Source organism: Aquimarina longa SW024 (assembly GCF_001401755.1).
Classification (GTDB): domain Bacteria; phylum Bacteroidota; class Bacteroidia; order Flavobacteriales; family Flavobacteriaceae; genus Aquimarina; species Aquimarina longa.
Window position 1 is genome coordinate 176,700 of sequence record NZ_AVQK01000014.1, and the last position, 23,734, is coordinate 200,433.

Annotated in this window: 21 protein-coding genes; 18 read left to right on the forward strand and 3 right to left on the reverse strand. The window is 32.2% G+C overall.

What is annotated here, in order from left to right; all coding sequences use genetic code 11:
• Positions 1-2 precede the first annotated feature (2 nt).
• The 8 genes from N456_RS01945 to N456_RS01980 all read left to right on the forward strand — a co-directional run bounded on the left by N456_RS01945 (position 3) and on the right by N456_RS01980 (position 9,308).
• Positions 3-1,106 carry a serine hydrolase domain-containing protein gene (locus N456_RS01945; protein ID WP_062053327.1) on the forward strand — a complete coding sequence of 368 codons (1,104 nt, stop codon included), beginning with the start codon at positions 3-5 and terminating at the stop codon, positions 1,104-1,106.
• Positions 1,107-1,267: 161 nt separating this feature from the next.
• The gene (locus tag N456_RS01950) at positions 1,268-2,611 is read left to right on the forward strand and encodes a S41 family peptidase (RefSeq protein ID WP_062053329.1); all 1,344 of its coding nucleotides are present in this window, start codon (positions 1,268-1,270) and stop codon (positions 2,609-2,611) included.
• Positions 2,612-2,972: 361 nt separating this feature from the next.
• On the forward strand, positions 2,973-3,482 hold the full coding sequence (locus N456_RS01955; protein WP_062053331.1) for a DUF2975 domain-containing protein: 510 nt from the start codon (positions 2,973-2,975) through the stop codon (positions 3,480-3,482).
• 3 nt (positions 3,483-3,485) lie between these two features.
• The gene (locus N456_RS01960; protein WP_062053333.1) at positions 3,486-3,689 is read left to right on the forward strand and encodes a helix-turn-helix domain-containing protein; all 204 of its coding nucleotides are present in this window, start codon (positions 3,486-3,488) and stop codon (positions 3,687-3,689) included.
• 21 nt (positions 3,690-3,710) lie between these two features.
• Positions 3,711-4,583, forward strand: coding sequence for an ABC transporter ATP-binding protein (locus tag N456_RS01965; protein ID WP_062053335.1), 873 nt, complete (start codon positions 3,711-3,713; stop codon positions 4,581-4,583).
• Complete coding sequence (locus N456_RS01970) at positions 4,580-7,747, forward strand: M1 family aminopeptidase (protein WP_082422401.1); 3,168 nt, start codon at positions 4,580-4,582, stop codon at positions 7,745-7,747. The genes N456_RS01965 and N456_RS01970 overlap by 4 nt, the downstream gene beginning before the upstream one ends.
• A 175-nt stretch (positions 7,748-7,922) precedes the next feature.
• Positions 7,923-8,738 (forward strand): AraC family transcriptional regulator, encoded by an 816-nt coding sequence (locus N456_RS01975; RefSeq protein ID WP_062053337.1) that lies wholly within the window; start codon positions 7,923-7,925, stop codon positions 8,736-8,738.
• Positions 8,739-8,813: 75 nt separating this feature from the next.
• Positions 8,814-9,308, forward strand: coding sequence for a VOC family protein (locus N456_RS01980; RefSeq protein WP_062053550.1), 495 nt, complete (start codon positions 8,814-8,816; stop codon positions 9,306-9,308).
• Here N456_RS01980 and N456_RS01985 read toward each other — a convergent pair.
• Genes N456_RS01985 through N456_RS01995 form a run of 3 tightly spaced genes read right to left on the reverse strand, consistent with a single transcriptional unit; the run spans position 9,291 to position 11,973 of the window.
• Positions 9,291-9,659, reverse strand: coding sequence for a hypothetical protein (locus N456_RS01985; protein ID WP_062053339.1), 369 nt, complete (start codon positions 9,657-9,659; stop codon positions 9,291-9,293). The two genes, N456_RS01980 and N456_RS01985, sit on opposite strands and share 18 nt — an antisense overlap.
• A 14-nt stretch (positions 9,660-9,673) precedes the next feature.
• Positions 9,674-10,135, reverse strand: coding sequence for a PAAR domain-containing protein (locus N456_RS01990; protein WP_062053341.1), 462 nt, complete (start codon positions 10,133-10,135; stop codon positions 9,674-9,676).
• A 2-nt stretch (positions 10,136-10,137) separates the two neighbouring features.
• Complete coding sequence (locus tag N456_RS01995) at positions 10,138-11,973, reverse strand: type VI secretion system Vgr family protein (RefSeq protein WP_062053343.1); 1,836 nt, start codon at positions 11,971-11,973, stop codon at positions 10,138-10,140.
• Positions 11,974-12,039: 66 nt separating this feature from the next.
• Between N456_RS01995 and N456_RS23945 the strand changes: the two genes are divergently transcribed.
• The 10 genes from N456_RS23945 (at position 12,040) to N456_RS02040 (ending at position 23,684) form a co-directional block, all read left to right on the forward strand.
• Positions 12,040-12,288 (forward strand): hypothetical protein, encoded by a 249-nt coding sequence (locus N456_RS23945; protein ID WP_148639146.1) that lies wholly within the window; start codon positions 12,040-12,042, stop codon positions 12,286-12,288.
• 564 nt (positions 12,289-12,852) lie between these two features.
• Positions 12,853-13,944: a glycosyltransferase family 4 protein gene (locus N456_RS02000; protein ID WP_062053345.1), complete on the forward strand. Its 1,092-nt coding sequence runs from the start codon at positions 12,853-12,855 to the stop codon at positions 13,942-13,944.
• Between the two features lie 3 nt (positions 13,945-13,947).
• Positions 13,948-15,357: a glycosyltransferase family 39 protein gene (locus N456_RS02005; RefSeq protein WP_082422402.1), complete on the forward strand. Its 1,410-nt coding sequence runs from the start codon at positions 13,948-13,950 to the stop codon at positions 15,355-15,357.
• 14 nt (positions 15,358-15,371) lie between these two features.
• Positions 15,372-17,141, forward strand: coding sequence for an asparagine synthase-related protein (locus N456_RS02010; RefSeq protein WP_062053349.1), 1,770 nt, complete (start codon positions 15,372-15,374; stop codon positions 17,139-17,141).
• A complete protein-coding gene (locus N456_RS02015) occupies positions 17,110-18,171 on the forward strand; it encodes an ATP-grasp domain-containing protein (protein WP_062053351.1) in 1,062 nt (353 codons plus the stop codon). Before N456_RS02010 ends, N456_RS02015 begins: the two co-directional genes overlap by 32 nt.
• Before the next feature lie 18 nt (positions 18,172-18,189).
• Positions 18,190-19,107 (forward strand): glycosyltransferase family 4 protein, encoded by a 918-nt coding sequence (locus N456_RS02020; protein WP_062053353.1) that lies wholly within the window; start codon positions 18,190-18,192, stop codon positions 19,105-19,107.
• Positions 19,104-20,108 (forward strand): lipid II:glycine glycyltransferase FemX, encoded by a 1,005-nt coding sequence (locus tag N456_RS02025; RefSeq protein WP_062053355.1) that lies wholly within the window; start codon positions 19,104-19,106, stop codon positions 20,106-20,108. Before N456_RS02020 ends, N456_RS02025 begins: the two co-directional genes overlap by 4 nt.
• Positions 20,109-20,132: 24 nt before the next feature.
• Positions 20,133-21,200 (forward strand): DUF354 domain-containing protein, encoded by a 1,068-nt coding sequence (locus tag N456_RS02030; RefSeq protein WP_062053357.1) that lies wholly within the window; start codon positions 20,133-20,135, stop codon positions 21,198-21,200.
• Entirely contained in the window at positions 21,197-21,955 is a 759-nt protein-coding gene (locus N456_RS02035; RefSeq protein WP_062053359.1) for a polysaccharide deacetylase family protein, read from the forward strand. Before N456_RS02030 ends, N456_RS02035 begins: the two co-directional genes overlap by 4 nt.
• Positions 21,956-22,415: 460 nt before the next feature.
• Positions 22,416-23,684: a sugar transferase gene (locus tag N456_RS02040; RefSeq protein WP_062053361.1), complete on the forward strand. Its 1,269-nt coding sequence runs from the start codon at positions 22,416-22,418 to the stop codon at positions 23,682-23,684.
• Positions 23,685-23,734 lie beyond the last annotated feature (50 nt).

Genomic DNA, 23,734 nt, shown 5'->3' on the forward strand with positions numbered 1-23,734 from the left:
ATATGAATAAACATCTTTGGTTTGTATTAACCATTTTTATTGTGAGCTGTACCTTAAAAGCTCAAGAAAAAAAAGAAAAATTCTTAAATGAATTAAAACAAGAAATTCAAAAAGAAAGAATCCCAGGATGTGGAATAGTAGTAATCAAAAATGGACAAACTGTACTTTTGGAATCTCTTGGACTCTCTGATTATGCTTTTACCGTTCCTGTTGATAGTAATACAATTTTTTCAATCAATTCACTTTCAAAAATATTTGCTGGTACGGCAACTATGCAGTTGGTAGAAGATGGTAAAATAAAGCTATTAGACCCAATTTCAAATTATTTAGACGATTTACCGAATGAATGGAATGAAATTACAATTCGTCAACTTTTAAGTCATACTTCTGGTTTACCAGATATTGAAGACACGCAAAACGGTGGACTGATTGGCGGGAAAGGGGAAAAATTTGCTTGGGACAAAGTGAAAAATGAGAATATTCGATTTAAAGCTGGTGAAAGCTTCGACTATATCCAAACCAATTATGTATTGATTTTAAAACTGATTGAAAAAGTAAGTGGAATGACTTACTTAGAGTTTTTACAAAAAAATCAATTTGACAAAATTGGTATAAACAAAGAAATTGTTTTTGGAAGTTCTTTTGAAAGTGTTCAAAACAAAAGCTCAACATACAGTTATTATGAAAAGAATAAACAAACTGGCAAATACGAAAAAGGAGAAAAACTATTTGAAATTTCAGAAGATTTTTCTCCACTTGTTTGGGCGGATGCAGGCGCATTTGCAACCACTAAAGCTTTGACTAAATGGATTAAAGCCTTGGAAAACGACATATTCATAACTTCAAAAAGCAGGAAAGAAATGTGGACTGCCGTACCATTAAATGACGGCCAATATGGTGGATTTGGTGGGTTTTTGAATGGTTATGGATATGGATGGCCTGTTATTATGCGAGAAAATCATCCTGCTATAGCACCTATTGGTGGTGGAAGAGCATCTTTAATTATTTATCCTGATGATAAATTAACAATTATTCTTTTAACAAATTTGACAGGTAGTTCACCTCAGAAAATAATTGAAAAAGTAGCTCACCACTATTGGGAATAGAAAAACTACCCACAACATTGTATAAAAATAATAGCGGTTTAATGACTAAAACGAAAGTAAGAAAATATAAAAAAGCCTGTGTTTAAACGAAAAGTTAGTGGTTACAAATCCGCTACTGCTTATACTTGACCGTTGTGGGTAATTTGAAAAACATATCGGAAATGAAAAAAATACTTTTATTATTAATCTTTCTAATTTCTATTTCTGGTTGTAATTCACAACAAAAAGAATCAGATAAGGAACTTGGTCAATTCTATAAAATATATCCAAAAAAACAATATGTGGAGGATATTGACGAACTGACTGAAAAGTTAATAAATGAGCACCCTCAACCTTTTGAGTTTGTATCAAAAGAGACTTTTTTTCAAATGGTAACTGAAAAGAAAAATTCAATTACCGATAATACAACATATGGAGAATTTATCTGGCATATTAGCGAGATAATTGCCCGCATAGGCTGTAGTCACACAAACTTAGGTGCCTTCTTCCAAGAAAGTAAAATTCTACCAATAGAACTGGTATTCCCTTTAGAAATTCGAATGATTGAAGGTAAAATGTACGTTTCAAATTCATTGATAAATAAAGATAAAAAATTAGAAGGTTCTGAAATATTAACTATTAATGGTGTAGATGCTAAAAACATTAAAGACAATATTTACAAACATATATCTGCCGATGGCGGAATTGGTCGCGAATCTCAAAAAAAATATTTCAATTTCTTTTCACCTTACTACATTTCATATTCTCTCAATTTTCCTGAACATTATGAAATAAAAGTGGCAGGAAGAAAAGAATCCATTTCCTTAGAAAATCTAAAAGAGTACAAATTCACTTTTGAAGGTAAAGAAAGTTATTCAAAAAAATACTGTGAGGATGTTTTATGTTTTCGGACTATTGAAGCTAAAAGCACAAGCATACTTACTATGAGAACCTTTTATTATAATGGAGAAGATTTGACTAAATATCGCCAACTGCTTGAAGAATCGTTTAAGGAAATAAAGAAAAAAGGAATTAAAAACTTAATTGTTGATTTAAGAGGTAATGGAGGTGGTCAAGGATTTAATGGGGCACACCTGTTGAGGTATTTGTCATCTGAAACTTTTACCTATTCTATAAGAAATAAGTATTCTAATGAAGAACAATTCAACCCAATGAATCCCTTTGAAAACTCATTCAATGGAAAAATCTATATTTTGCAAGATGCTGGCTGTGGCTCAACTACAGGACATTTTTTATCATTGGTCAAGTATAATAAAATAGCCATATTGATTGGGGAAGAATCTGGCGGCACTTTTAGTTGTAACGACTATAGTATGAACTTAGACTTAAAGAATACAGGTGTTTCGACTAGAATAGCAAGGAGTACTTTTGCAACAACGGCAAAAAACCTACCAAAAGACAGAGGAATTATACCAGACCATTATGTCGTTCGAAATATTCAAGATTTTTTAAAAGACCACGATACCGTTATGAAATATACTTTTGACCTAATAATAGCGGAATAAAAACTATTAACACCGTGTATAATTCATTGCTAGTAAAGGCTTACTTACGAAAATCCGAGCGAATTTTCTATTCGGTTTGTATTTGCTAAATTAGGTGCTTAAAACATGCAACAAATCATACACAAACACGTTGGCAACAATTCAAAAAACTCACCCTTGATTAAAATATGAAACTCCCTAAAATTTTAGTATTAAGCTAAACTTCAGGTTAATCTATTGGTTTACTTTATTTGAATAAAGGCAAACGTTCTTAAATCGTTTTTAACGGATATAGCAAGGATGAAATTATCTTAAAATGTATTTTTTTATTGTAAAACAATATTTTTTTATATATTTACAGTAATAAATTACATTTTGTTCTATGCAAAAATCAATCATTATTTCCAAAGTTTTATACTACATCTCTAGGGTATTGGGCGGAATATACTTAATTACTGGATTATATGGATTATTTAGCTGGGTTACAAACACCCATTTATTAATAAAAAATCAGCAAACAATTATCAACTATCCCTTTACAGAGGAATCTTTTTTAATTTTAGATAGTAACACAACGTATTTGGTTTTTTCGTTTTTAATTCCCGTTTTTGCGTATGGTTTATTTTTTTGGTTGCTATCTAATGTTTTTAAGGTTTTTTACCAGAATAAGTTATTTACCGCAGAAAATATTGCTCATTTGCGACGGTTTTATCTTGTCAATATATTTCTGCCTACTGCGCTTACTACATTCGCATCATTTTTTATGCAAATAGAACATGAAATGTTTTTAATCATTATCCTGCATCTTGTTCTTGGCGTTTTTGTGTTTTTTATGTCAGAAATATTTAACCAAGGATTGAATTTACAAAACGAACAAGACTTATATATCTAAACTATGCCAATTGTAATAAATATAGACGTGATGCTTGCCAAACGAAAAATGAAGAGTAAAGAGTTGGTTAAAGAAATTGGCATTACAGCTGCAAATTTATCAATACTGAAAAATGGAAAAGCCAAAGGCATTCGCTTTGAAACTTTAGAAAAAATATGTAAAGCCTTGGATTGTAAACCTGGAGACATCATAGACTATGTAGACTAGTTTTTCTTTAAATATTATCTTATGAATGCTTTGAATATCAATAATGTATCCCTTGTGTATAACAACGGATACCAAGCACTTAATGTCATAAATATAGAAATAACAAACGGTGTTTTTGGCTTACTTGGGCCTAACGGCGCAGGAAAATCTTCGCTTATGAAAACCATCGTAGGTTTACAAAAACCATCGGAAGGACAAGTTTTTTTTAACGATGTAGATATTGTAAAAAAACCATTAGAGATACAAAAGCAGTTAGGTTTTTTACCACAGTATTTTGGTGTTTATCCTAAAGTTTCGGCTTATAATTTATTGCAACATTTAGCTAAATTAAAAGGCATTCATAACAAAAAAGAATGTCATGACCAAATTATGAATCTTCTGGATAAAGTGAATATAGTTGATGCTAAAAACAAAGAAGTACATACGTTTTCTGGCGGAATGAAACAACGTTTTGGTGTGGCTCAAGCTTTATTAGGAAATCCTAAAATTGTTATAGTAGACGAACCTACAGCAGGTTTAGATCCTGAAGAACGTAATAGATTTAATGCGTTATTGAGCGAAATAGGTGAAGACATTATCATTTTATTATCCACCCATTTGGTAGAAGATGTACGAAATCTTTGTTCGGAAATGGCGATTATAAAACAAGGAACTATTGTCGCAAAAGATAGCCCAAATCAATTTATTGATGCATTGCAAGGGAAAATATGGCAAAAAGCGACCAACAAGAGTGAGCTTCTTAATATAGAGTCAAACAATAATGTAATCAGCAAACAATTTATTGAAAAGGTTATGCATGTAACCGTGTATGCTGATGCTTGCCCTACTGGGTTTAAAGCTGTAACGCCTAATTTAGAACACGTTTACTTCACTTATTTAAACAATGCGAAATGAAAACGGTTTTACTTAACGATATATACAGCTCACTAAAACAAATAGCGACTCAATTTGCGTTGTTAGCTTATTTAGTACTTGGTTTTTTTGCAGGTTTTAAGTTTCATATTAATGTAGGCGACGGCATTGCAGCCAATGCGCCCTATTCGGTTGGATTTATGACTGGTTTGTTAAGCCTAATTATTATTTTGATAGCAACATTATTGGCTTTTTCTGGGCTATTTAAGGAAAGTGACACTAATTTTGGCTTAATCGTATTTACAACACCCACAAAGAAACGCGACTTTGCTTTAGCACGCTTTTTATCCTTCTTTTTACTTACTGCATTTAGTTTTCTTATTTTAATGCTTGGTTATGTTATAGGATTGCATGTACAAACAGGTTCTGAAATGCTTTCAGGGTTTAATCTATGGCATTATGTATATTCTTTTTTAATTTTTGGTGTGGTCAACAGTTTATTGGTATGCAGTATTCTGTTTTTCTTTGCTAAACAATTTCAGAATAAATTATTGGTTGCTATTGCAGGTTTAATGCTGTATATAACCTATATGATTGTGTTAATGTTTTCAAACGCTCCGTTTATGGCGCAATCATTACCACAGTCTTTATTAGCTCAAAAAATATCTGCCATAACAGATGTTTTTGGGTTATCGGCTTATTTTTATGATGCCAAAGACTTTAATGTCTTTGAAAGAAACCATAACACTGTTTCGTTTAGTAATATTCTGTTAATAAATCGTTTAGGCGTTGTCCTGTTATCATTAATTATAGTAAAATCAGGTATACGTGCGTTCTCATTTCTGCCAGTTTTCAAGCAAAAGTTAAAAAAGAAACATACTGTAGCAACGTCTGAGAAGACTAAATTTTTAGATATGCCATTTGCAATAGCTGGCACTTTATTTAATTCTAAAACAAAACGGAAAGCCCTCTACTCTTTTGTGAAAATCGATCTTATTTATTTGTTTAAAAGTATTCCGCTTATTTCGGTTTCTGCCTTACTCTTATTTTATGTAGGTGTAGAAATGTATGGTGATATTGATATGGGCATTAGGCTACCACAACAATACGCTAGCTCTGGCTTGTTAGCTAAAACTATTAATGAGACATTTTACTTTATAGGCGCTTTGGTTGTGGTTTACTTTACAAACGATGTGTTTTGGCGCGCAAATACAAGTGGCTTTTCAATAATTCAAAACACAACCTATTATGCAAGAGAACGATTATTGGGACATAGTGTAAGTATGGTGTTTTTAATCACATTTCTTACAGGTTTAATGCTCTTGGAAGCTGTTATTTTTCAACTTGGTTTTAAATATCTTTATATTGATTGGCAGGCGTATTTTGGTATTTTAACCTTTAATACATTACCACTCATACTCCTTTCCTTAATACTTCTTTTTATAAATAGTATTTGCAAAAGTAAATCTGTTGCATTAGGCATTTCAATCTTATTATTCTTATTGTTTATAACTCCTATTTCAAAAAGCATCATAACGAATCCGTTGTTTAGGTTTTTATCTGGCTACAAAGGTGCTTATAGCCATTTTATAGGTTACGGCCCTTATTTAACGATATTTATTTACAGACTAGCTTTTGGGTTTACTCTTGTAGGACTTCTATTTACTTTATTTCATTTGATAAAAACTAAAGCTATAAAATACCGTTTGCTTATTGTATCTATTACTTTTGTAAGCATAGCCATTTTAAGTGGGTTTTCATTTTTAGATGGTTATGTTTCAAAAGATAAAGATTCCGCTATTCTAGAGCGAGTTGCTTACGAAAAGCAATACCGAAAATACCAGAACCTTCCGCAGCCAATAATAAAAAAGGTTCACACAGAAATAGATTTATTCCCAGAAGAAAAAGCATATAATATAAAAGGCTCTTACCGGTTGGTAAACAAACATAACCAAGCTATAGACTCTATACTTATTAGCGTACCTAAAGATTTTGAGATACAATCACTTTCCTTTTATTATAAAAATGATACGATAAGGTTAGACAGTTCTATTTTTGAAATAAAATTAAAACACGCAATACAAGCCAAAGACTCGGCAAAACTTACTTTTAATTTGGCTTATAAATGGCAAGCTGTAAACAGTCACAATCCTTTTAATGCTATTGTTAAGGATGGTTCTTTTATGCGAATTAGTCGTTATTTCCCTCGTTTTGGATATGATGCTAGCAAGGAACTTTTAGATAAGACTATTAGAAAACAACATGCATTGGGTGAAGTAACAGCCATGAAACCATTTGATGCTGCAAAGACCACTGTAGATGATTTTATTGCGTTGGACATGCAAATTTCAACAGATAAAAATCAAATTACTGTTGGTACTGGTGAATTAAAATTGCATTGGCAAGAGGCTAATAGGCATTACTATACCTATCAAGCAGATGACATACCTTTTAGGTTTGCGGTTGCTTCAGCTAAATATGAGGTTAAAAAAGTACAACATATGGATGTTTCAATTGAGGTTTTATACCATCCTTTGCATGAAGACAATGTAGATCATCTTATTGAAAACACAAAATTGTCATTAGATTATTGCACCAAGTACTTTGGTCCTTACCCTTTTTCTTCTGTTAAATTTGCTGAAGTTTCATCATTTACACAAGGTTTTGCAGGAACCGCTTATCCTGGTGTTATATTTATGACAGAGCATATGACGTTTCATGCTAACCTAGCAGGTAATTACAATCAAGATGTAATTAATGAACTGGCTGGACATGAAGTAGCGCATTTTTGGTGGGGAACAAACCAGATTGATCCCGATTATCGCGAAGGCTATGGGATGTTAACAGAAAGTTTGGCAATGTATACCGAAATGATGATTTATAAACACATGTACGGTAAAGACAAAATGTTAGAACGTGTGGCGATACACAAACAAATATATGATGCTGAAAAAGGTTTTAGTGATGATAATTCTTTATTGAAAGCCACAAAAAACAATGCCTTCGTTTCCTATTCTAAAGGTGCTATTGTTTTTGTAGAATTGAGTGAGATGCTTGGAGAGGAACGATTGAACTTAGCATTACGTACTTTTTTAGAACAACACGCTTATCCTAACGCGAAGCCTATTTCAACTGATTTACTAAAAGAGATTTTGAAGATTAGCGATGAAACTCTTAATGAGAAAATTAAAGCCATGTTTGAATAAAAACTATTAACACCGTGTATAATTCATTGCTAGTAAAGGCTTACTTACGAAAATCCGAGCGAATTTTCTATTCGGTTTGTATTTGCTAAATTAGGTGCTTAAAACACGCAACGAAATCATACACTAGACCGTCAAACTGACGTTGCGTCATTCTGAAAAAAACTAACATATAATTATGAATTATCAAACATATAAACCTCATTCAGATTTAGAATCGCTCATAAGTTGTTATTGGACTCTAGAAGTACCTGCTGAATCTGATACACAAAGACAGCGAATAATTCCTGATGGTACAATTGAAATGGCTTTTATACTTGGAGATGATATTAAAAGATACACTTCGGAAGATGAATTTATCCTTCAACCTCGGGCAATGGTTCTTGGACAGATCATTGAACCTTTTTATATTCAACCAACTGGCTATGTCAACACATTTGCAATTCGTTTCTACCCCTACGGTTTTGGAAATTTTGTAACAGTACCAATAAAAGACTTGGCAAATAAGGAAACGCCAATAGAATTGTTGTTTGGAAAAAAAATTGCTAAAGAATTAGAGCAAAAAATAGTTGAGGCAATCAGTAGTAGTGAACGAATAGAAATTATAGAAAATTTTCTTTTAGATAGGTTGAATGAAAAAACTACTGTCGACAAAATAGTAAAAACTACAATTGATGCTCTTATAGCAACAAAAGGAAATGCTTCGATAACTTCAATACTCAAAGAGGATTTATCTAAACGCAGACAACTTGAAAGAAATTTTATAAAGCAAATTGGCGTTAGTCCAAAACAGTTAGGTAAAGTAATCAGACTTCAAACAGCACTTAAAATGTTACTGAACAAAAAGTCTGAAAACCTGACGGACATAGCTTATGAAAGTGAGTACTTCGATCAAGCTCATTTTATCAAAGACTTTAAGGAGTTTACCGGAATAAATCCGAAAGCGTTTTTAGGTAATGAAAACATGATACTTTCTACTCTTTTCTACAAATAGTTAATGTGTCGCATTTTTACAATTTCATCATTTATAGGTAAGCTAAATTTATCTTTTAAAATTAAACAGGGTAATATGAAAAAATCTATACTATGTTCAGCCATAATACTATGCATTGTTATTACTGGCTGTAATACTCAAGATAAATCAAAGGTCGAAACTAGTGTGGTCGAATCTAACTTAAATCAAAAAACAAAAGAAATGAAAAACTATATTTCACTTTTTGAAATTCCAGCAACGGATATTTCTAGAGCAGTAAATTTTTATCAAGCAATTTTGGGGATTAATATTGAGAAAATGGAAATACCAGGAATTGAAATGGGAGTATTTCCATACGAAGATCAAATAATTACAGGAGTTATAATGAAAGGCGAAGGGTATAAACCTTCTGCTGATGGAGTAACCATGTATTTGAATGGCGGAGATAATCTTCAAACCATTCTTGATAAGATTGAGAAAAATGGGGGGAAAATTCTTATGCAGAAAACAGCTCATGCGGATGAAAGTGGTTTTTTTGCGTTGTTTTTAGATACTGAAGGAAATAAACTTGGTCTAAATTCCCCTAATTAACGAAAAAAGCGAACATATAACAACTTTTTCTGTTACTGTTTTGGTAAGGGGAATATCATGTTGTATGAGTACAAAGCTGTTCACATATTTAAAATATTCTGTTTCAGTTTCTGATGATTCTGATGCTGCTGTTGTGACTTTGTCTTTGGTTTTAAGAAGTTCTTTATATTCTTCGGTAAATCGATAGGCAATAATTCTACCATTGGCAATGGCCTGTATAGGGGTGTTTAGTCCTTCTATATGTACTCCTCCGTGCCAAGTGTTTAAGTGACTAATGAGATATTTACCAAAACGATTATTGAATTTTAAGTTTTGGTTAGGTCCACTTTTTTCTGGATCACTTATTTTCATAATAGTTTTTAGTTTTATAGGCTTAGTCCAGTTTTATCTAATCGTCCACTTTCTTCTGCCTCTTCTCTCAACTGTTCTTGATTTTCTTGTGCTTCTCTAGTATTGCCGAGTATGCGATTGGTAATAGAGATGGTGGGGAAGGGTATCTCTGCAATGGGCATTACTGCTCTTGGTTGGCTACATCCTGTACCGATTAGTACGGTAGGGTTGCCTTCTGTAATACTACCGCCGTGTGCTGTGAGGTCTCCTATAGTACTGGCTGGTCTACCGCCGATCAGTACACTGGTGACTCCTGTTGCGACGGTGTCTACTGCTCCTATACAGATACATAGGTCGCCTACTACTGCGGCAGATTTATCACCGATCAATACACTGGGTACTCCGGGTCCTATAATTATTCCTCCTACATGGGGTACGGTACCCGAACACATGGGGCATAGGTGCATACTATCTATTGTTGCTGCTGGTCCTGGCATAGTTAATTGATTTTTACGATTGTTGCGCTTACTTCTGTAAGGGTTTGTCCTGTTATTTTGGTTTGTGTACCATTGATCTCAGCGGTGGTTTGCCCTTCTATAGTGGTGTTCTGCGCTGTGGCAGTAAGGTTTCTTATAGCTTGTAGTGCTAGATTACTGCTACTTCTAGCAGTCATATCGCCAGTGGATTGTAGTGCTACAGTGCCTTCTGCTAATGCGCTAAGGTCTTGCTTTGCTGCTACTTGTATATTTTGATTGGCTTGGATATCGATGTGCTCCTCTGCAGCGATACGGATATTCTTAGCGGTGATCTCTATGTTTTCTGTAGCGGTAATGGATAATGATTTTTCTTGGGTATTAAAACTAATCCTACTGCCTTCATTATCATAGATATTGATCATCTCTTGCCCCTCAGTATCATTGAGCTCTATGGTATGACCGCTACGGGTTCGGGTTACTTTTTTATTGTTAGCATCAGAGCTCCATTGATCGGGTTTATTAATGCCTGTATATACTGCTCCGATTACATAGGGTTGTGCTATGTCTGCTGAGTGGTAGTTTACAATTACCGAACTATCGATCTCTGGGATCATATGGTGTCCGTAAGTAGCGCCTGTATACGGGGTAACGACTCGTATCCATGGACTGGTAGTGCCTGATTGGGTATCAAATGGATAACGGATTTTTATACGTCCCATCTTATCGGGATCATTGGTGTCTACTACGGTAGCGGTATTGGACTGCGCTGTAGAGAATGCTCGTGTATCGGTGAGGGGAAATATATCGATATCCATCGGTACGGCAGTGATATGATTCTGATAGCTACCGATAGCGGATAGGCTGTGTTTTATATTTGTTATTCTATAGCTACCGTAGGTTCCTCGATCATTGCGGATGCTAATGACTTTACCAACACTGATCCCCATATGGGTACTATCGCCAGTAATACTAATTTGTTGCTGTTCGGTTACTTTTTTTTGTAAAATGGCCATGGTATCCATACGTTGCTGTAGATCGGGATGCTCATAGGAGTGGTGTAGCTCTTTTGTATCATTAGGGTATAGGGCATCGGCTACGGTATTAGCGATTGCGGTTACTCCCTGTGCATTGGTGATGACATCGGTGGTGGTTGCGGTGGTTTCTTCTTCGGTATGGTAGTTATGTCCTAGGTAGGTTGTTTTTCCATGCTTGGGGGTGATCCCGATTTTAAAACTTTTTAGATCTATACCATAGGTAAGCGGGATGGTGTCGCCAAGATGTGGTTTTCCAAAATATAGGGTGTCGGTATTGTAGAGTAGGTATTCTCCTCTGGATATGGCTAATCGTTTTAGATACTGATATCGACTCTCTCCATTCATTACAGAATACTGCAGGGTACTATTATCCTCTGGGGCTATAGTAACGGTTAACTTAGATTGATCATAGGTGCCTAGTGTTTCTTGTACAATATCTGCTAGTGGCATCTGGTTATAGGATCGGTATTGTGGTCCACTATCGAGTATGATAGAGCTGCTATAGCCCTCGAATATTACGACATCTTCTGATGCTCCATTAAATCCTTTTTGGGGATTCATAGCGGTAATAATTCCTTTAAAGGCTAGCTCGCTATAGCCTTCTATAGCCATAATGGATCGTGCTTGTATAGAGAAATCTCTACCTAAAAACCTTCTGCTATCGCCTAGTAGACTATCTTGATCGGTGTTGCTTTCTAATACGTCTGTACGTATGGTAACGCTAAATGAAGAATGCTCGCCTACGTGCTCCTGTAATGAAAATGCTACAATATCAGAGATCTGCTCCCCGTCCATTCTAATAAAAAAATCACTTTGTAAACCCATTTTATCTATTTTTTTTATACTTATATTATATACGCTACTGCTACTGTGGGTAGTAGTAAAAAAACAATGATTGTATATACGTTATATATAATAGACATCGTATTGGGGTACGATTGGGGTGTCTACGAACTTCATACAAAACTACATACTTATTGGTTGTTCTGTATGTTATCTTTTTGTAACCATAGGTATTTTGTGGGATTGACGTATCGGTCATTGCATCAGTTAGTATTTGATGGTTATAGCTCTAAAACACTATTAAATAAAGGAACTATCCTTAGTAAAATGACAATTGATGTTTATAAACCAGAGTGATTTAGGTAGGTACTGTTTTGTTAACTAGTAGTTTATAAGTAGAATCAGGCTAGCCTGATTTTTTTTGTGTTGTTAAAAAATAATTAGATATAGTAAAAAAGCTAGTGTATATAAATATGGGTTTATTCATTACGTATGTAAGTTATTTCATATTTAGAGTTTTAAAATCAATAACCATCACCCTAATAGTATTGATTATAATAGCAGTATCGGATGCTGTTAATGTGATGTAACTTATTTGTTTACAGTAGGTTTTCTATAGATTGTTTGAGGTAAAACAGTATCCTGATGAGAGAAAAAAAGAGTAATTTTATCTTAGTATAATAAGAATTGTTTTTTTTAAATATTCACTCTTCCTTTGATTTTTATGGTTAAAATTCCTAATAGAGTTTCTAAGTGGATCAGTTAATTTTTTAGGATGTAATAAGAGTATAAATAGATAGAGAATGTAGGATTAGATTTTTTTTTTTGATGTATCGATCTAAATTGTTGTTATATACAGATAACGCTACCTCAATACGGGGGCTAAAAAAAATAGCATAACATAATAGTAGTATTGCGAAAATGAAAATTGTACATATTATATCAAGCCTAAATATTGGAGGTGCCGAAAACTTTGTAGTTCAGTTAGCTAATGCACAGTCTGTATCTAATGATGTGATGTTGATTATTCTAGGGATTACAGATTCTAAAAGGAATTATATGGCATCAGTGCTCCCATCTATTGTAGTTAAATCTATGGGATGGACTTATAAATATTCGATTAGACAATTTCTGCAGTTAAACACGTTGATTGGTAAGATTAAGCCAGAGGTGATACATGTGCATTTACATAATCCACTGTATTATGTATATGGTATTTCTTTAATCAGACCACAGATTAAATATATCCATACGGTGCATAACAGTTTTACTGTTTGGAAAAAATGCTTTAGCTATCTCAATGCATTACGTTTTATAAATAATAGAATTACCCATGTATGTATCGCGTTTAGAATATATAAAGACTTACGGCGTGCTTATCCTAAACTAAAAAGTGTAAAGATTACTAATGGTATAGCACATTATATTCCTAAAAGAAGTGCGACAGAAATTAGTGCTTTTTGGCATGGATTTTCTACAACATCAGATGCTAAAATCCAGTTTCTAGCAATAGGAAATATTAGTAAATATAAGAACTTTAAACTCTTAGCGCTTAGTTATCAGTCTGTATATGAGAGGTATAAGAATGCAATGTGCGTGCAGATTGGTAGAGTGATCGATAGTAGATTGTTTGCTGAATTAAAAGATATAAATACTCCTAATTTATTTTTTTCTGGAGGACAAGAGAATGCAGCAGATTTTTTAGCAGAAGCAGATGCTTTAATTATTTGTTCTACCAACGAAGGAATGCCTATTGTAGCATTAGAGGCATTGTCTATGGGGGTTCCTATAATTAGTACTCCTGCAGGAGGGATGATGAGTATTATTAAAGATGGGTATAATGGATTTATTACTACAGATTTTGAAGAAGCATCATTATATAAGGCAATCACTAAGTTTATAGAGTTACCAACAGTAAAAAAACAAGAGTTATCGGATAATGCTCGAGAATGTTTTGAAACTAATTATGAGATTATGCAGATAGAGAAAAATTATGAATCTTGTTATCAATGATTTATGTATTGGACTAAACAACAGTCAAATATAAGTATATCCTTTGCCATAAGTATTGTCGTATTGCATATACTATTATTTCCGTATTATATAATGCCATTGCCTATCCTGTTTACAGGTTTGGGGGTTATTATTTTTTTTATAGCAGGATTACAGTATTATTCTCAGGCATGGTCAAAAAAAGATAGTTTTATCCATAGAATCTTTGTGCATAGTTTCTTTTACCGGTTAATTGCAATAGGACTATTATACCTTCTTACATTATTGTATGACCCGGCTAATTTACCGATGGAGGTTTATGCACAGGATTCTTGGAATTATCATTATTCTGGGATAATGGTTGCAGATGCTATAAAAGATGGGAGAAGTATTTTTATTACGTTATCTAATTTCTGGAGAAGTGAGGCAGATTATGGTTTTTCTATAATTATTGGTTTTTTCTATGCTGTTTTTGGGAAAAGTATTCTGGTAATCAAAATATGTAATGCCATATTAGGGAGTATTACTGTAGTTAGAATATACCAAATCACCAGAATTTCTTATGACGAGAGACGAGCGCGATTAGCAGGTATAATTACGATGCTAATGCCACCGTTATTGTGGTTTACTGGGTTTTTCTTAAAAGAAACTTTCTTGATATTTATTATTGTACATATCGCCTACCTAATCAATCTGATCATTATACATAAGAAATTTAGAGTAATCAATTCATTAATAGTTTTAGTCTTGTTTGGAGCAGTATTCTATTTTAGAGTAGTATTGGCTCCTTTATTATTGGGGTGTATTATACTTCAGATCTTATGCTATAAAACGACTAATAAAAACTATCGGTTATCCTCGATATTCATTTCTATACTTTTTGTTATAGGTAGTTTTTGGGTAATGAATGTTTTAGGGATGAACAAGCATATAGAGGCTGCAATCGAAGCTAGTAAAGATCAATTCGGAACTGAATTAAGTACAACATCCCAAAAAAGAGGAATTAGTTATGCCGCAGCAATTGTAAGTCCTCTTTTGGTGGCAGGGGCTATTATAACACCTTTTCCTTCATTACTAAATTTTGAAGAAGCACAACTGGGAATCTTTTCACATTTTCAGAACGAGATTATAAGAAACTGCTTGTACTTTTTTGTTTTTATAGGGTTGTATAGGGCCTATAAACATCGGCAGAGAGGAGTATTGTTTCTAGGAGGGTTTTCTATCCTGTATATATTGATATTAGCAATTTCTGGGATTTCTTTTCAAGATCGGTTTCAGATACTGGCACTTCCTTTTTTGATCATTTTTATGGCAGATGGGATTGTAACAACATATCCTAAAAAGAATATGTATTGGATTAGGTATCTATCCGTGATTTTTGCAGCAATACTATTATGGAATTTGTTTAAACTGTCTAATAGAGGACTACTATAAATCAAATAATTTAGATGAGCGATTTTATTATTTTACATAAAAATTTAGTCTGTGAGAAATCAGAAAAAAGAATCATACAACTAACTAACGAATGGTTTATGGTTTTAACAAGTACTACATATTCTGAATATAATTCTGGTACTACCAAAGTAATTATAATAGGAGATTATATAGATTCTTCAGAAAAAATAGTAGAAATCAATGATGACGATATTCCAAAACTTAAAGGGCATTTTTATGCTATTGTTCTAAAAGAAGAAAAAATAAAAGTATACAATAGTTTTTTTAGCATGTTACCTGTTTATTATACTAAAGAGGAGCTATTTATTTCTTCTTCGATACAATTCATAAAACAATATATAAATAGTGATCTAACAATAGACAAGAAATTTATTTTAGAAAACCTACTGTTTAACTATGGTATTTTTAATAGGACATTATATAATGAAATCCATTTATTAGCATGCCATTCTTTTATTGAGTTAGCGCATCATAAAATTACGGTCAATAAGCATTATACGATCACAGATTTATTTGTACCATCTCCTAAAAAAGGAAAAAAAGTGGTGGATGATATAAGTAATTTGTTTATAGCTACGGTAAAGGATTACTTGCCAGAACAAGAATTTGATATTGCTTTTACAAGCGGTTTTGATGGTAGAACATTGGTAAGCTGTGCGATTAACCATTGTAAAAGATTTAAAACATTTTCTTTTGGTAGATCAGAAAATAATGATGTAAAGATTCCTCTGGCTAATGCGGATGAATTAAAGGTGCCTTATCAATATTTTGATCTTGGTGATGAGAACTATATATTATCTGAGTATTATAAGAATGCTACAGAATATAGCTCATCGGGATATATGGGAAACGGTTTTATATACCCTCACTTTTTATATAGTACTAAAAAAGTAGCAGAGCAAACAAATTATCTGATATCAGGGGCAGGCGGTAGTGAACTGTTTAGAGCATTGCATATCACAGGAGCAGTAACTTCACAGACTTTGGCAAAAATATTTACAACTCAGGATGAGTCAGAGTTAGCAGAAATTATTAAGAAAGCTAAGCCTCTTAGGGTATTATATATGGAAGAATTTACAACAGAATTGGATGAACTCATAGCAGAAATTATTGCTTATAAAAAAACACTACCTAAAAACCTATCTACAAATCAACAGTTTTACATTTTTGTATTCGAAGAAGTATTTAGGAAATTCTTTGGGCAATGGATTACAACGCAGCAACAGTATCTGACTGTTAGGACTCCATTTCTGGATTATAATTTTATAAAAACATTACTGACTACAGTATATGCCGGTGCTAATAATGATTTTTTTACCAAAAATCCACTAAAGCGTATGAAAGGGCAATATGTATATGCTGATATCATAAAAAAAACAAACCAAAAGATATATAGACAGGTAACAGGAAAAGGATATCGCCCTATTGATGTTAGAAATCCTAAGTATCTTTTAAATCTTCTTCTTCCATTTTTAAAAAAAAGAATACAGAAAAAAGCTAAAAAAACAAACTTGGATAATCTGGGAATCATTTCTGGTATCAAGGCAAATGAAAAAAAGATACACCTATTGATAGCCCAAAAACAATCATTTTTTGATGCCGAAATACTAACTATTATGCTTACCAATTTATCCCCATATACTCCAGAAAAAGATCGAGATACATTAGCACTATCATTAGCTATATTGTATAACCTATCAAGTCATTTTATTTTACCAAAAACAGAAACTCATGAAGTCTATAGTAGCGTTAACAGATTATAAATCAAAATTTGGTTCTAAACATTTTGATGTTCCATATCGTAGTGGGATGGATAAAGATAAGTTGTCTAAATATTTTTATGATTTAGAGTATAGATTAGAATACAAATATTTTAATGATATTAATTTAGCAGATGATATTTTTAATGGTAGAGATGTGATTTATACATCTTCTGAAGATATAGGATATAAATATAAATCCTATATCGAAGATATAATCTATGCATTGGAGCTATCAGGTGTTACTGTTATCCCAGCATACAAACATTTAAAAGCCAATAATAATAAGGTTTTTATGGAGCTGATGAGACAATATGAGGGGTTAACAGGCAATATCGAATCCCAAATTTTTGGATCTATGAAAGATCTTTTAATGCATTTAGATACAATACAATATCCTATCGTATTTAAAACCTCTGGTGGAGCATCGGGGACAGGTGTCTGTCTTATAAAATCAGAGAAAGAATTAATTGGCAAAGTAAAAGAAATCAATAAGCGAGAGTATAGTATGGATCTAAGAGATTACGGTAGATCTCTAAAACATAAAGGATATATAAGAGAATCACTATATCGAGAGAAATTTATATTACAAAAATTTATTCCTGATCTTCAGAATGATTGGAAAGTATACATTTTTGGAGAACGATTATACATCTTTAAACGTCCGTTGTTAAAAGGACGTGGTATTAAAGCTAGTGGAGGAGGGTATGATAATTACTTCTATGGATTAGAAGCAGAAGCTCCCAATGGTCTTTTTGATTTTGCTCAGGAAATATATAAAAAATTAGATGTCCCTCATGTTTCCATAGACATCGCATATGATGGGGATGAATTTTACCTAATAGAGTTTCAATCACTATATTTTGGAACAGCAGGAATACCTTATTCCCAAGGGTATTTTACAAAAAAAGAAGGAGTGTGGGATTTTATAACAGAAAAGCTAGAAATAGAAAAAGCGTATGCCGATAGTATTGTTTTATATATAGAAAAGAAAACTATAAAAAATAGAAGTAGTGTAAATCATAGTGTATAGTATAAACTAATATTTTTTATGAAAGTACTTTTTGTAAGTAGCGGAAACACAATACATGGGATATCTCCTATTGTTTTTAATCAAGGAAATTCTTTGATTAAACTAGGACATGAAGTCTCGTTTTTTACGATTAAGGGTAAAGGAATAAAAGGATATCTAAAACACATTTTTATACTTAGAAAATTTCTGAAGCAACAATCTTATGATATTGTTCATGCACATTATTCGCTTAGTGCAGCAGTTGCAGCAATGGCAGGAGGAAAACCACTTGTAGTATCCTTAATGGGGAGTGATGTTAAAGCCTCTAAGGCATTAAAATATGTAATTAAAATATTCAGTTTTTTATTTTGGAAGAAGATTATAGTAAAATCCAGAGATATGAAAACATCTTGTGGTATTGCAACAGCATCCATTGTTCCTAATGGTGTAGATTTTAGTAAGTTTAAACCGTTATCAAAGAAAGAAGCTCTAGAGATTACAAATTGGAATCCTAATAATCGTCATATTCTTTTTGCTGCAAACCCTAAAAGAAAAGAAAAAAATTATGCATTAACCCAAAGCGCTTATGAATTACTAGATCATAAAGATATAGAGTTACATTCCTTAATTGATATCCCTAATCAACAAATGCCAGCATATTTTAATGCCGCAGATGTCATAGTTCTTACCAGTCTTTGGGAAGGTTCTCCTAACGTAATTAAAGAAGCTATGGCATGCAATTGTAAAATCGTAGCAGTTAATGTAGGAGATATAAGTGAACTTATACAAAATACAGAAGGATGTTTTGTAACAAGTTTTGATAAAATAGATATATCCAATAAGATTACTAAAGCCTTAGAATATCATACAAAGACAACAGGGAGACAGGATATAGTACACTTAGATTCAGATATTATAGCCTCTAGATTATTAACCATTTATAAAGAAGCCCTATGATTACTAAACCTTTTACCATACATCATAAGATTAGCCAACTAAGCCTAGAACAACAGCAAGCTTTTTTAAAAAATGATTTAGCAAACTTTTTCCAAACAATAGAAACACTGCATTTTTTTAATACAATAGGGTTAGAGACATTCACTTTTGCAGTAGAGTGTAATGAAAAAATTACTGCGTTTGTATCTGGAGTGATTTATAAAGAAAGCGGAGTTAAATCCTTGTTTACTAGCAGAGCAATTATCTATGGAGGGCCTGTTTTTTCTGAAGAAGTAGAAGAAGAACATATTATAGAACTGTTTAAAACAGTTCTTAGAAACATAAAAAATAAAGTGGTGTATATAGAAATACGAAACTTTAATGATTATAGTAAATATGCAACTATTTTTGATGAAATTGGTTTTGAATATCTCCCACATTTAAATTTTCAATTAGAATGTAGTACTGAAGAAAATACTCGAAAAAAATTGAGTAGTAGTAAGCTTAGACAAATAAAGAAGAGCATAAAAGAAGGTGCAGAAATACGAGAAGCCAAGCATGAGTCTGAAATAGAAGACTATTATATCCTATTAGTAGATTTATATAAATCAAAAATTAAGACACCATTACCAAAACTAAATTTCTTTACAACATTATGGAGTCAGGGAATTGCTAAATTTTTATTGATTTTTTATAAAGAGGAAGTGATTGGAGGAATCGTATGTCCCATATTTCAGGATAAAGTAATTTATGAATGGTATATCTGTGGTAAAGATGCTGTTTATAAAAACGTTTACCCTAGTGTGTTAGCAACTTGGGCTGCGATATTATATGCCTGTAAGAATGATATTAAGCTATTCGATTTTATGGGAGCCGGAAAACCTGATGAAGATTATGGAGTCAGAGAGTTTAAATCAAAATTCGGAGGGGATCTTGTAGAACATGGTAGATTCATTTATGTTACCAATCCCATATTATATGGTTTTGGGAAAAGAGCGGTTAAAGTTTTAAAAAGTTTGTAACAGAGGAGTAATATATAAAATACTATGAAAATTCTTATCGATATAGGCCACCCAGGACATGTACATTTATTTAGGAATTTTGCCTTTGAAATGCAAAAAAGAGGGCATGAGTTTTTATTTACATGTCGCGAAAAAGAATTTGAAATCGAATTATTAGAAGCAGCAGGACTTCCTTTTATTTCTTTTGGAAAGAAATATAACAGCACCTTAGGTAAAATTATAGGGCTAATTAAATTCGATATTCTAGAATTTATCCAAGGTCTTAAATTTAAACCTGACCTTTTGATGAGTCATGGATCTCCTTATGCAGCTCATGCCTCTGCATTATTGGGTAAGCCTCATATATCTCTAGAAGATTCAGGCAATTGGGAACAGATGAAATTATACCTTCCTTTTACCTCCTGTGTACTTACTCCCAATGTATTAGTCGAAAATCTTGGAAAGAAACAAATTAAATATCAATCCTATCATGAGCTAGCATATTTACATCCTAATTATTTTGAGGCAACAGAAAACTATGCCTCAATTCTAAAGTTATCGACTAATGATCCTTACGTAATCCTACGGTTTGTTTCCTGGAACGCCTCTCATGATAAAGGGCAAACAGGTTTTTCCGAAAAAGAAAAAAGCAGAATCATAGAATATCTGGCATCTCGCTACAAAGTGTTTATTACATCAGAGGGTTATCTACCAGAGAAATATCATAAGTATAAAATTAAAATAGTACCAGAAGATATACACCAAGTACTTGCCGGAGCTAAGTTTTTTATCGGAGAAGGAGCAACAATGGCAGCAGAATCAGGAGTTCTGGGAACACCATCGATATATGTAAATTCTATACGAAGATCTTATAATGAAGATCAAGAAAAATATGGATTAGTATTCAATTTCCAAAATGAAGAAGGGGTATTGGATAAGATTAAAGAGTTAGAAAAAATACCAGATCTCAAAAATACATTTGCACAGAGACGTCAGAAACTATTAGAAGATAAAATAGATATTACCGCTTTTATGGTTTGGTTTGTAGAAAACTATCCGCAAAGTAAAGAAACTATAATCGATAACCCCAAAATACAATTTGAATATAAATGATAGATTTTACCGTACGACGATATAAAAAATTGCTTCAGGCATTACTTAATAATGAATATCAATTTCAGACTTTTCAAGAGTTTATTATAACTCCACAAAAAAAGAGCATTATTCTTAGACATGATGTAGATTTATTACCTAAAAACTCACTGGTTTTTGCTCAGATCCAAGCTTCAAAAGGAATTAAGGGAACTTATTATTTTAGAGCCGTTCCAGAAAGTTGGGATAAAGAAGTAATTCTGGAGATAGCGACGCTAGGTCATGAGATTGGATATCATTATGAATGTCTTACTACTACCAAAGGTGATTTAGAATTAGGGATTTATGATTTTCAAAAAAACCTCTCTGAACTTAGAGCGCTAGTACCTGTCTCGACCATATGTATGCATGGTTCGCCACTATCTAAATATGATTCTAAAGACCTTTGGAAAACATATAAATACCAAGATTATGGAATTATTGCGGAACCTTATTTTGACATCAATTATGACAAAATTTATTATTTAACAGATACAGGTAGAAGATGGGATGGTCATAAAACTAGTGTGAGAGATCGAGTGAATACTGTATTTACCCGAAAATTTCATAGTACTTCAGAGATTATTGAAGTTCTAAATGCAGCAGTTTTTCCTAATCAAGTAATGTTTACATTTCATCCTCAGCGATGGAATGATAATGTACTACAATGGAGTAAAGAATTTGTTATGCAAAATGTAAAAAATGTAGTAAAAAAGCATTTTTTTGTTAAACATTAAAATGTGATATCTGATTTATAAGGATATGAGTATCTACATCATAAAGTCCTTCTGAGTTTGACTAATGCCATTACGCTATAGTATTTATTTTGATTATTAGCATATTAAAAGAAAACTGGTGGATCCTGGTTTATGTTAGAACGATACTAATAGCCTATTTTTTTTAAAGTTTTATTTCTATCTAGGTTAGTCATGTATGACTTGTTTTTCTGTAACTAAAAAAAACAAGTCATTATGTTTTTTGGTTACTTTAACTAAGTTTTGCTTGCTTTTTTAACAAATATTGTAGTTTTTTTTACTAAGGTTAACGTTTCTTTTTGTTAAAAATTTAAATTCTCATTGTATTTAACAAGTAAATTTCTGTAAAACAGATGTTTGACTTAACTATTCTGCGGTAAATCCATCGACGAGATTCTTCCTAATTATTTATCTTTAAGGTAGTTAACCAAAAAAATATATTATGCTCTTAGACCTGGAAAAAATAGGGATTCGTAAAAAAAAACCTTCGAGATTTTTATCAGATTATTCACCTCTTATAGAATTACCTAACAAGTCTATCTATAGAGAACTAATAAGTACTATAATAGATGTAGTTGCTCACCCTTTTAAGAACAAAAAAATTGAAGTTCTTAATAATTCTATTGCTTTAAGGACTAAACCTTATGTGCTAAGAGGTAATAATAAGGTTACTATTAGAAAAATAATCAGCAAAAAATTAGGGAATAATGTATGTGATTTTATTGCTAATCATATAGAAGGGTATAAGTTATTCGATGTTCAACTATGTGATACCAGAAAGAAAGAAGATATTTTATCGTACCGTAAAGAGTCATATCCAGTGATTATAAACTTACAAAAAGCTAATGATTACCTAAGAATTAATAAATTTTTTGAAGCTATTAATAAAAAATTACCAGAAGGTGGCGTATTTATTAATACCGTAGAAGTCTATGATAAAAGGAAAGAAAGGATTTTAATGAAATATCCTAAACCATTAAATTACATATATTATATAGGAGATTTTATAGTCCATAGGATACTTCCGAAATTAAAACTGACCAAAAGCTTGTATTTTAGGATAACTAAAGGATACGGTAGAGTATTAACCAAAGCAGAAATTTTGGGGCGTTTATATTCTTGTGGTTTTGATGTGATAGAAGAAAAACTAATAGATGATCAGTTGTATTTTATAGCTAAAAAAGAAAAACAACCCATATATGATATGAATCCTACTTATGGTCCATTAATACGATTAAAACGAGTAGGTAAAAACAAGAAATCTATTAGTGTGTATAAGTTTAGAACGATGCATCCCTATTCAGAATATTTACAACCCTATGTATTTAATAAAAATAATCTAAGAAAAGGCGGGAAGTTAAATAATGATTTTAGAATTTCTAATATAGGAAAAATCCTTAGAAAATACTGGATAGATGAGCTTCCTATGATTCTTAATTTTATAAAAGGAGATATGAAGCTTATAGGAGGCAGACCTCTTAGTAATCATTATTTTAGTCTTTATACAAAAGAATTACAAGAAAAGAGAGTACGGTTTAAGCCTGGATTGATCCCTCCTTTTTATGCAGATATGCCAGAAACATTAGAGGAAATAATGGAATCAGAGATGAGATATTTAGAAGAATATGAAAAAAATCCTTTTTTTACTGATATCAATTATTTATTAAAAATAGTTAAGAATATTGTTTTTAAAGGAAAAAGAAGTTTGTAAGTATAAGTTCTAGTGATTAGATAGTTTTTTTTACTTTATAGGATTGATAT

What these genes read in the sequence shown, in the direction of transcription:
- N456_RS02030 (WP_062053357.1), top strand. Translation starts at nt 20,133, where the DNA reads ATGAAAATTCTTATCGATATAGGCCACCCAGGACATGTACATTTATTT.
- N456_RS02040 (WP_062053361.1), top strand. Translation starts at nt 22,416, where the DNA reads ATGCTCTTAGACCTGGAAAAAATAGGGATTCGTAAAAAAAAACCTTCG.
- N456_RS01950 (WP_062053329.1), top strand. Translation starts at nt 1,268, where the DNA reads ATGAAAAAAATACTTTTATTATTAATCTTTCTAATTTCTATTTCTGGT.
- N456_RS02025 (WP_062053355.1), top strand. Translation starts at nt 19,104, where the DNA reads ATGATTACTAAACCTTTTACCATACATCATAAGATTAGCCAACTAAGC.
- N456_RS01945 (WP_062053327.1), top strand. Translation starts at nt 3, where the DNA reads ATGAATAAACATCTTTGGTTTGTATTAACCATTTTTATTGTGAGCTGT.
- N456_RS01975 (WP_062053337.1), top strand. Translation starts at nt 7,923, where the DNA reads ATGAATTATCAAACATATAAACCTCATTCAGATTTAGAATCGCTCATA.
- N456_RS02000 (WP_062053345.1), top strand. Translation starts at nt 12,853, where the DNA reads ATGAAAATTGTACATATTATATCAAGCCTAAATATTGGAGGTGCCGAA.
- N456_RS02020 (WP_062053353.1), top strand. Translation starts at nt 18,190, where the DNA reads ATGAAAGTACTTTTTGTAAGTAGCGGAAACACAATACATGGGATATCT.
- N456_RS01955 (WP_062053331.1), top strand. Translation starts at nt 2,973, where the DNA reads ATGCAAAAATCAATCATTATTTCCAAAGTTTTATACTACATCTCTAGG.
- N456_RS01970 (WP_082422401.1), top strand. Translation starts at nt 4,580, where the DNA reads ATGAAAACGGTTTTACTTAACGATATATACAGCTCACTAAAACAAATA.
- N456_RS23945 (WP_148639146.1), top strand. Translation starts at nt 12,040, where the DNA reads ATGATTGTATATACGTTATATATAATAGACATCGTATTGGGGTACGAT.
- N456_RS01965 (WP_062053335.1), top strand. Translation starts at nt 3,711, where the DNA reads ATGAATGCTTTGAATATCAATAATGTATCCCTTGTGTATAACAACGGA.
- N456_RS01985 (WP_062053339.1), bottom strand. Translation starts at nt 9,659, where the DNA reads ATGAAAATAAGTGATCCAGAAAAAAGTGGACCTAACCAAAACTTAAAA.
- N456_RS02005 (WP_082422402.1), top strand. Translation starts at nt 13,948, where the DNA reads ATGTATTGGACTAAACAACAGTCAAATATAAGTATATCCTTTGCCATA.
- N456_RS02010 (WP_062053349.1), top strand. Translation starts at nt 15,372, where the DNA reads ATGAGCGATTTTATTATTTTACATAAAAATTTAGTCTGTGAGAAATCA.
- N456_RS01990 (WP_062053341.1), bottom strand. Translation starts at nt 10,135, where the DNA reads ATGCCAGGACCAGCAGCAACAATAGATAGTATGCACCTATGCCCCATG.
- N456_RS01995 (WP_062053343.1), bottom strand. Translation starts at nt 11,973, where the DNA reads ATGGGTTTACAAAGTGATTTTTTTATTAGAATGGACGGGGAGCAGATC.
- N456_RS02015 (WP_062053351.1), top strand. Translation starts at nt 17,110, where the DNA reads ATGAAGTCTATAGTAGCGTTAACAGATTATAAATCAAAATTTGGTTCT.
- N456_RS01960 (WP_062053333.1), top strand. Translation starts at nt 3,486, where the DNA reads ATGCCAATTGTAATAAATATAGACGTGATGCTTGCCAAACGAAAAATG.
- N456_RS02035 (WP_062053359.1), top strand. Translation starts at nt 21,197, where the DNA reads ATGATAGATTTTACCGTACGACGATATAAAAAATTGCTTCAGGCATTA.
- N456_RS01980 (WP_062053550.1), top strand. Translation starts at nt 8,814, where the DNA reads ATGAAAAAATCTATACTATGTTCAGCCATAATACTATGCATTGTTATT.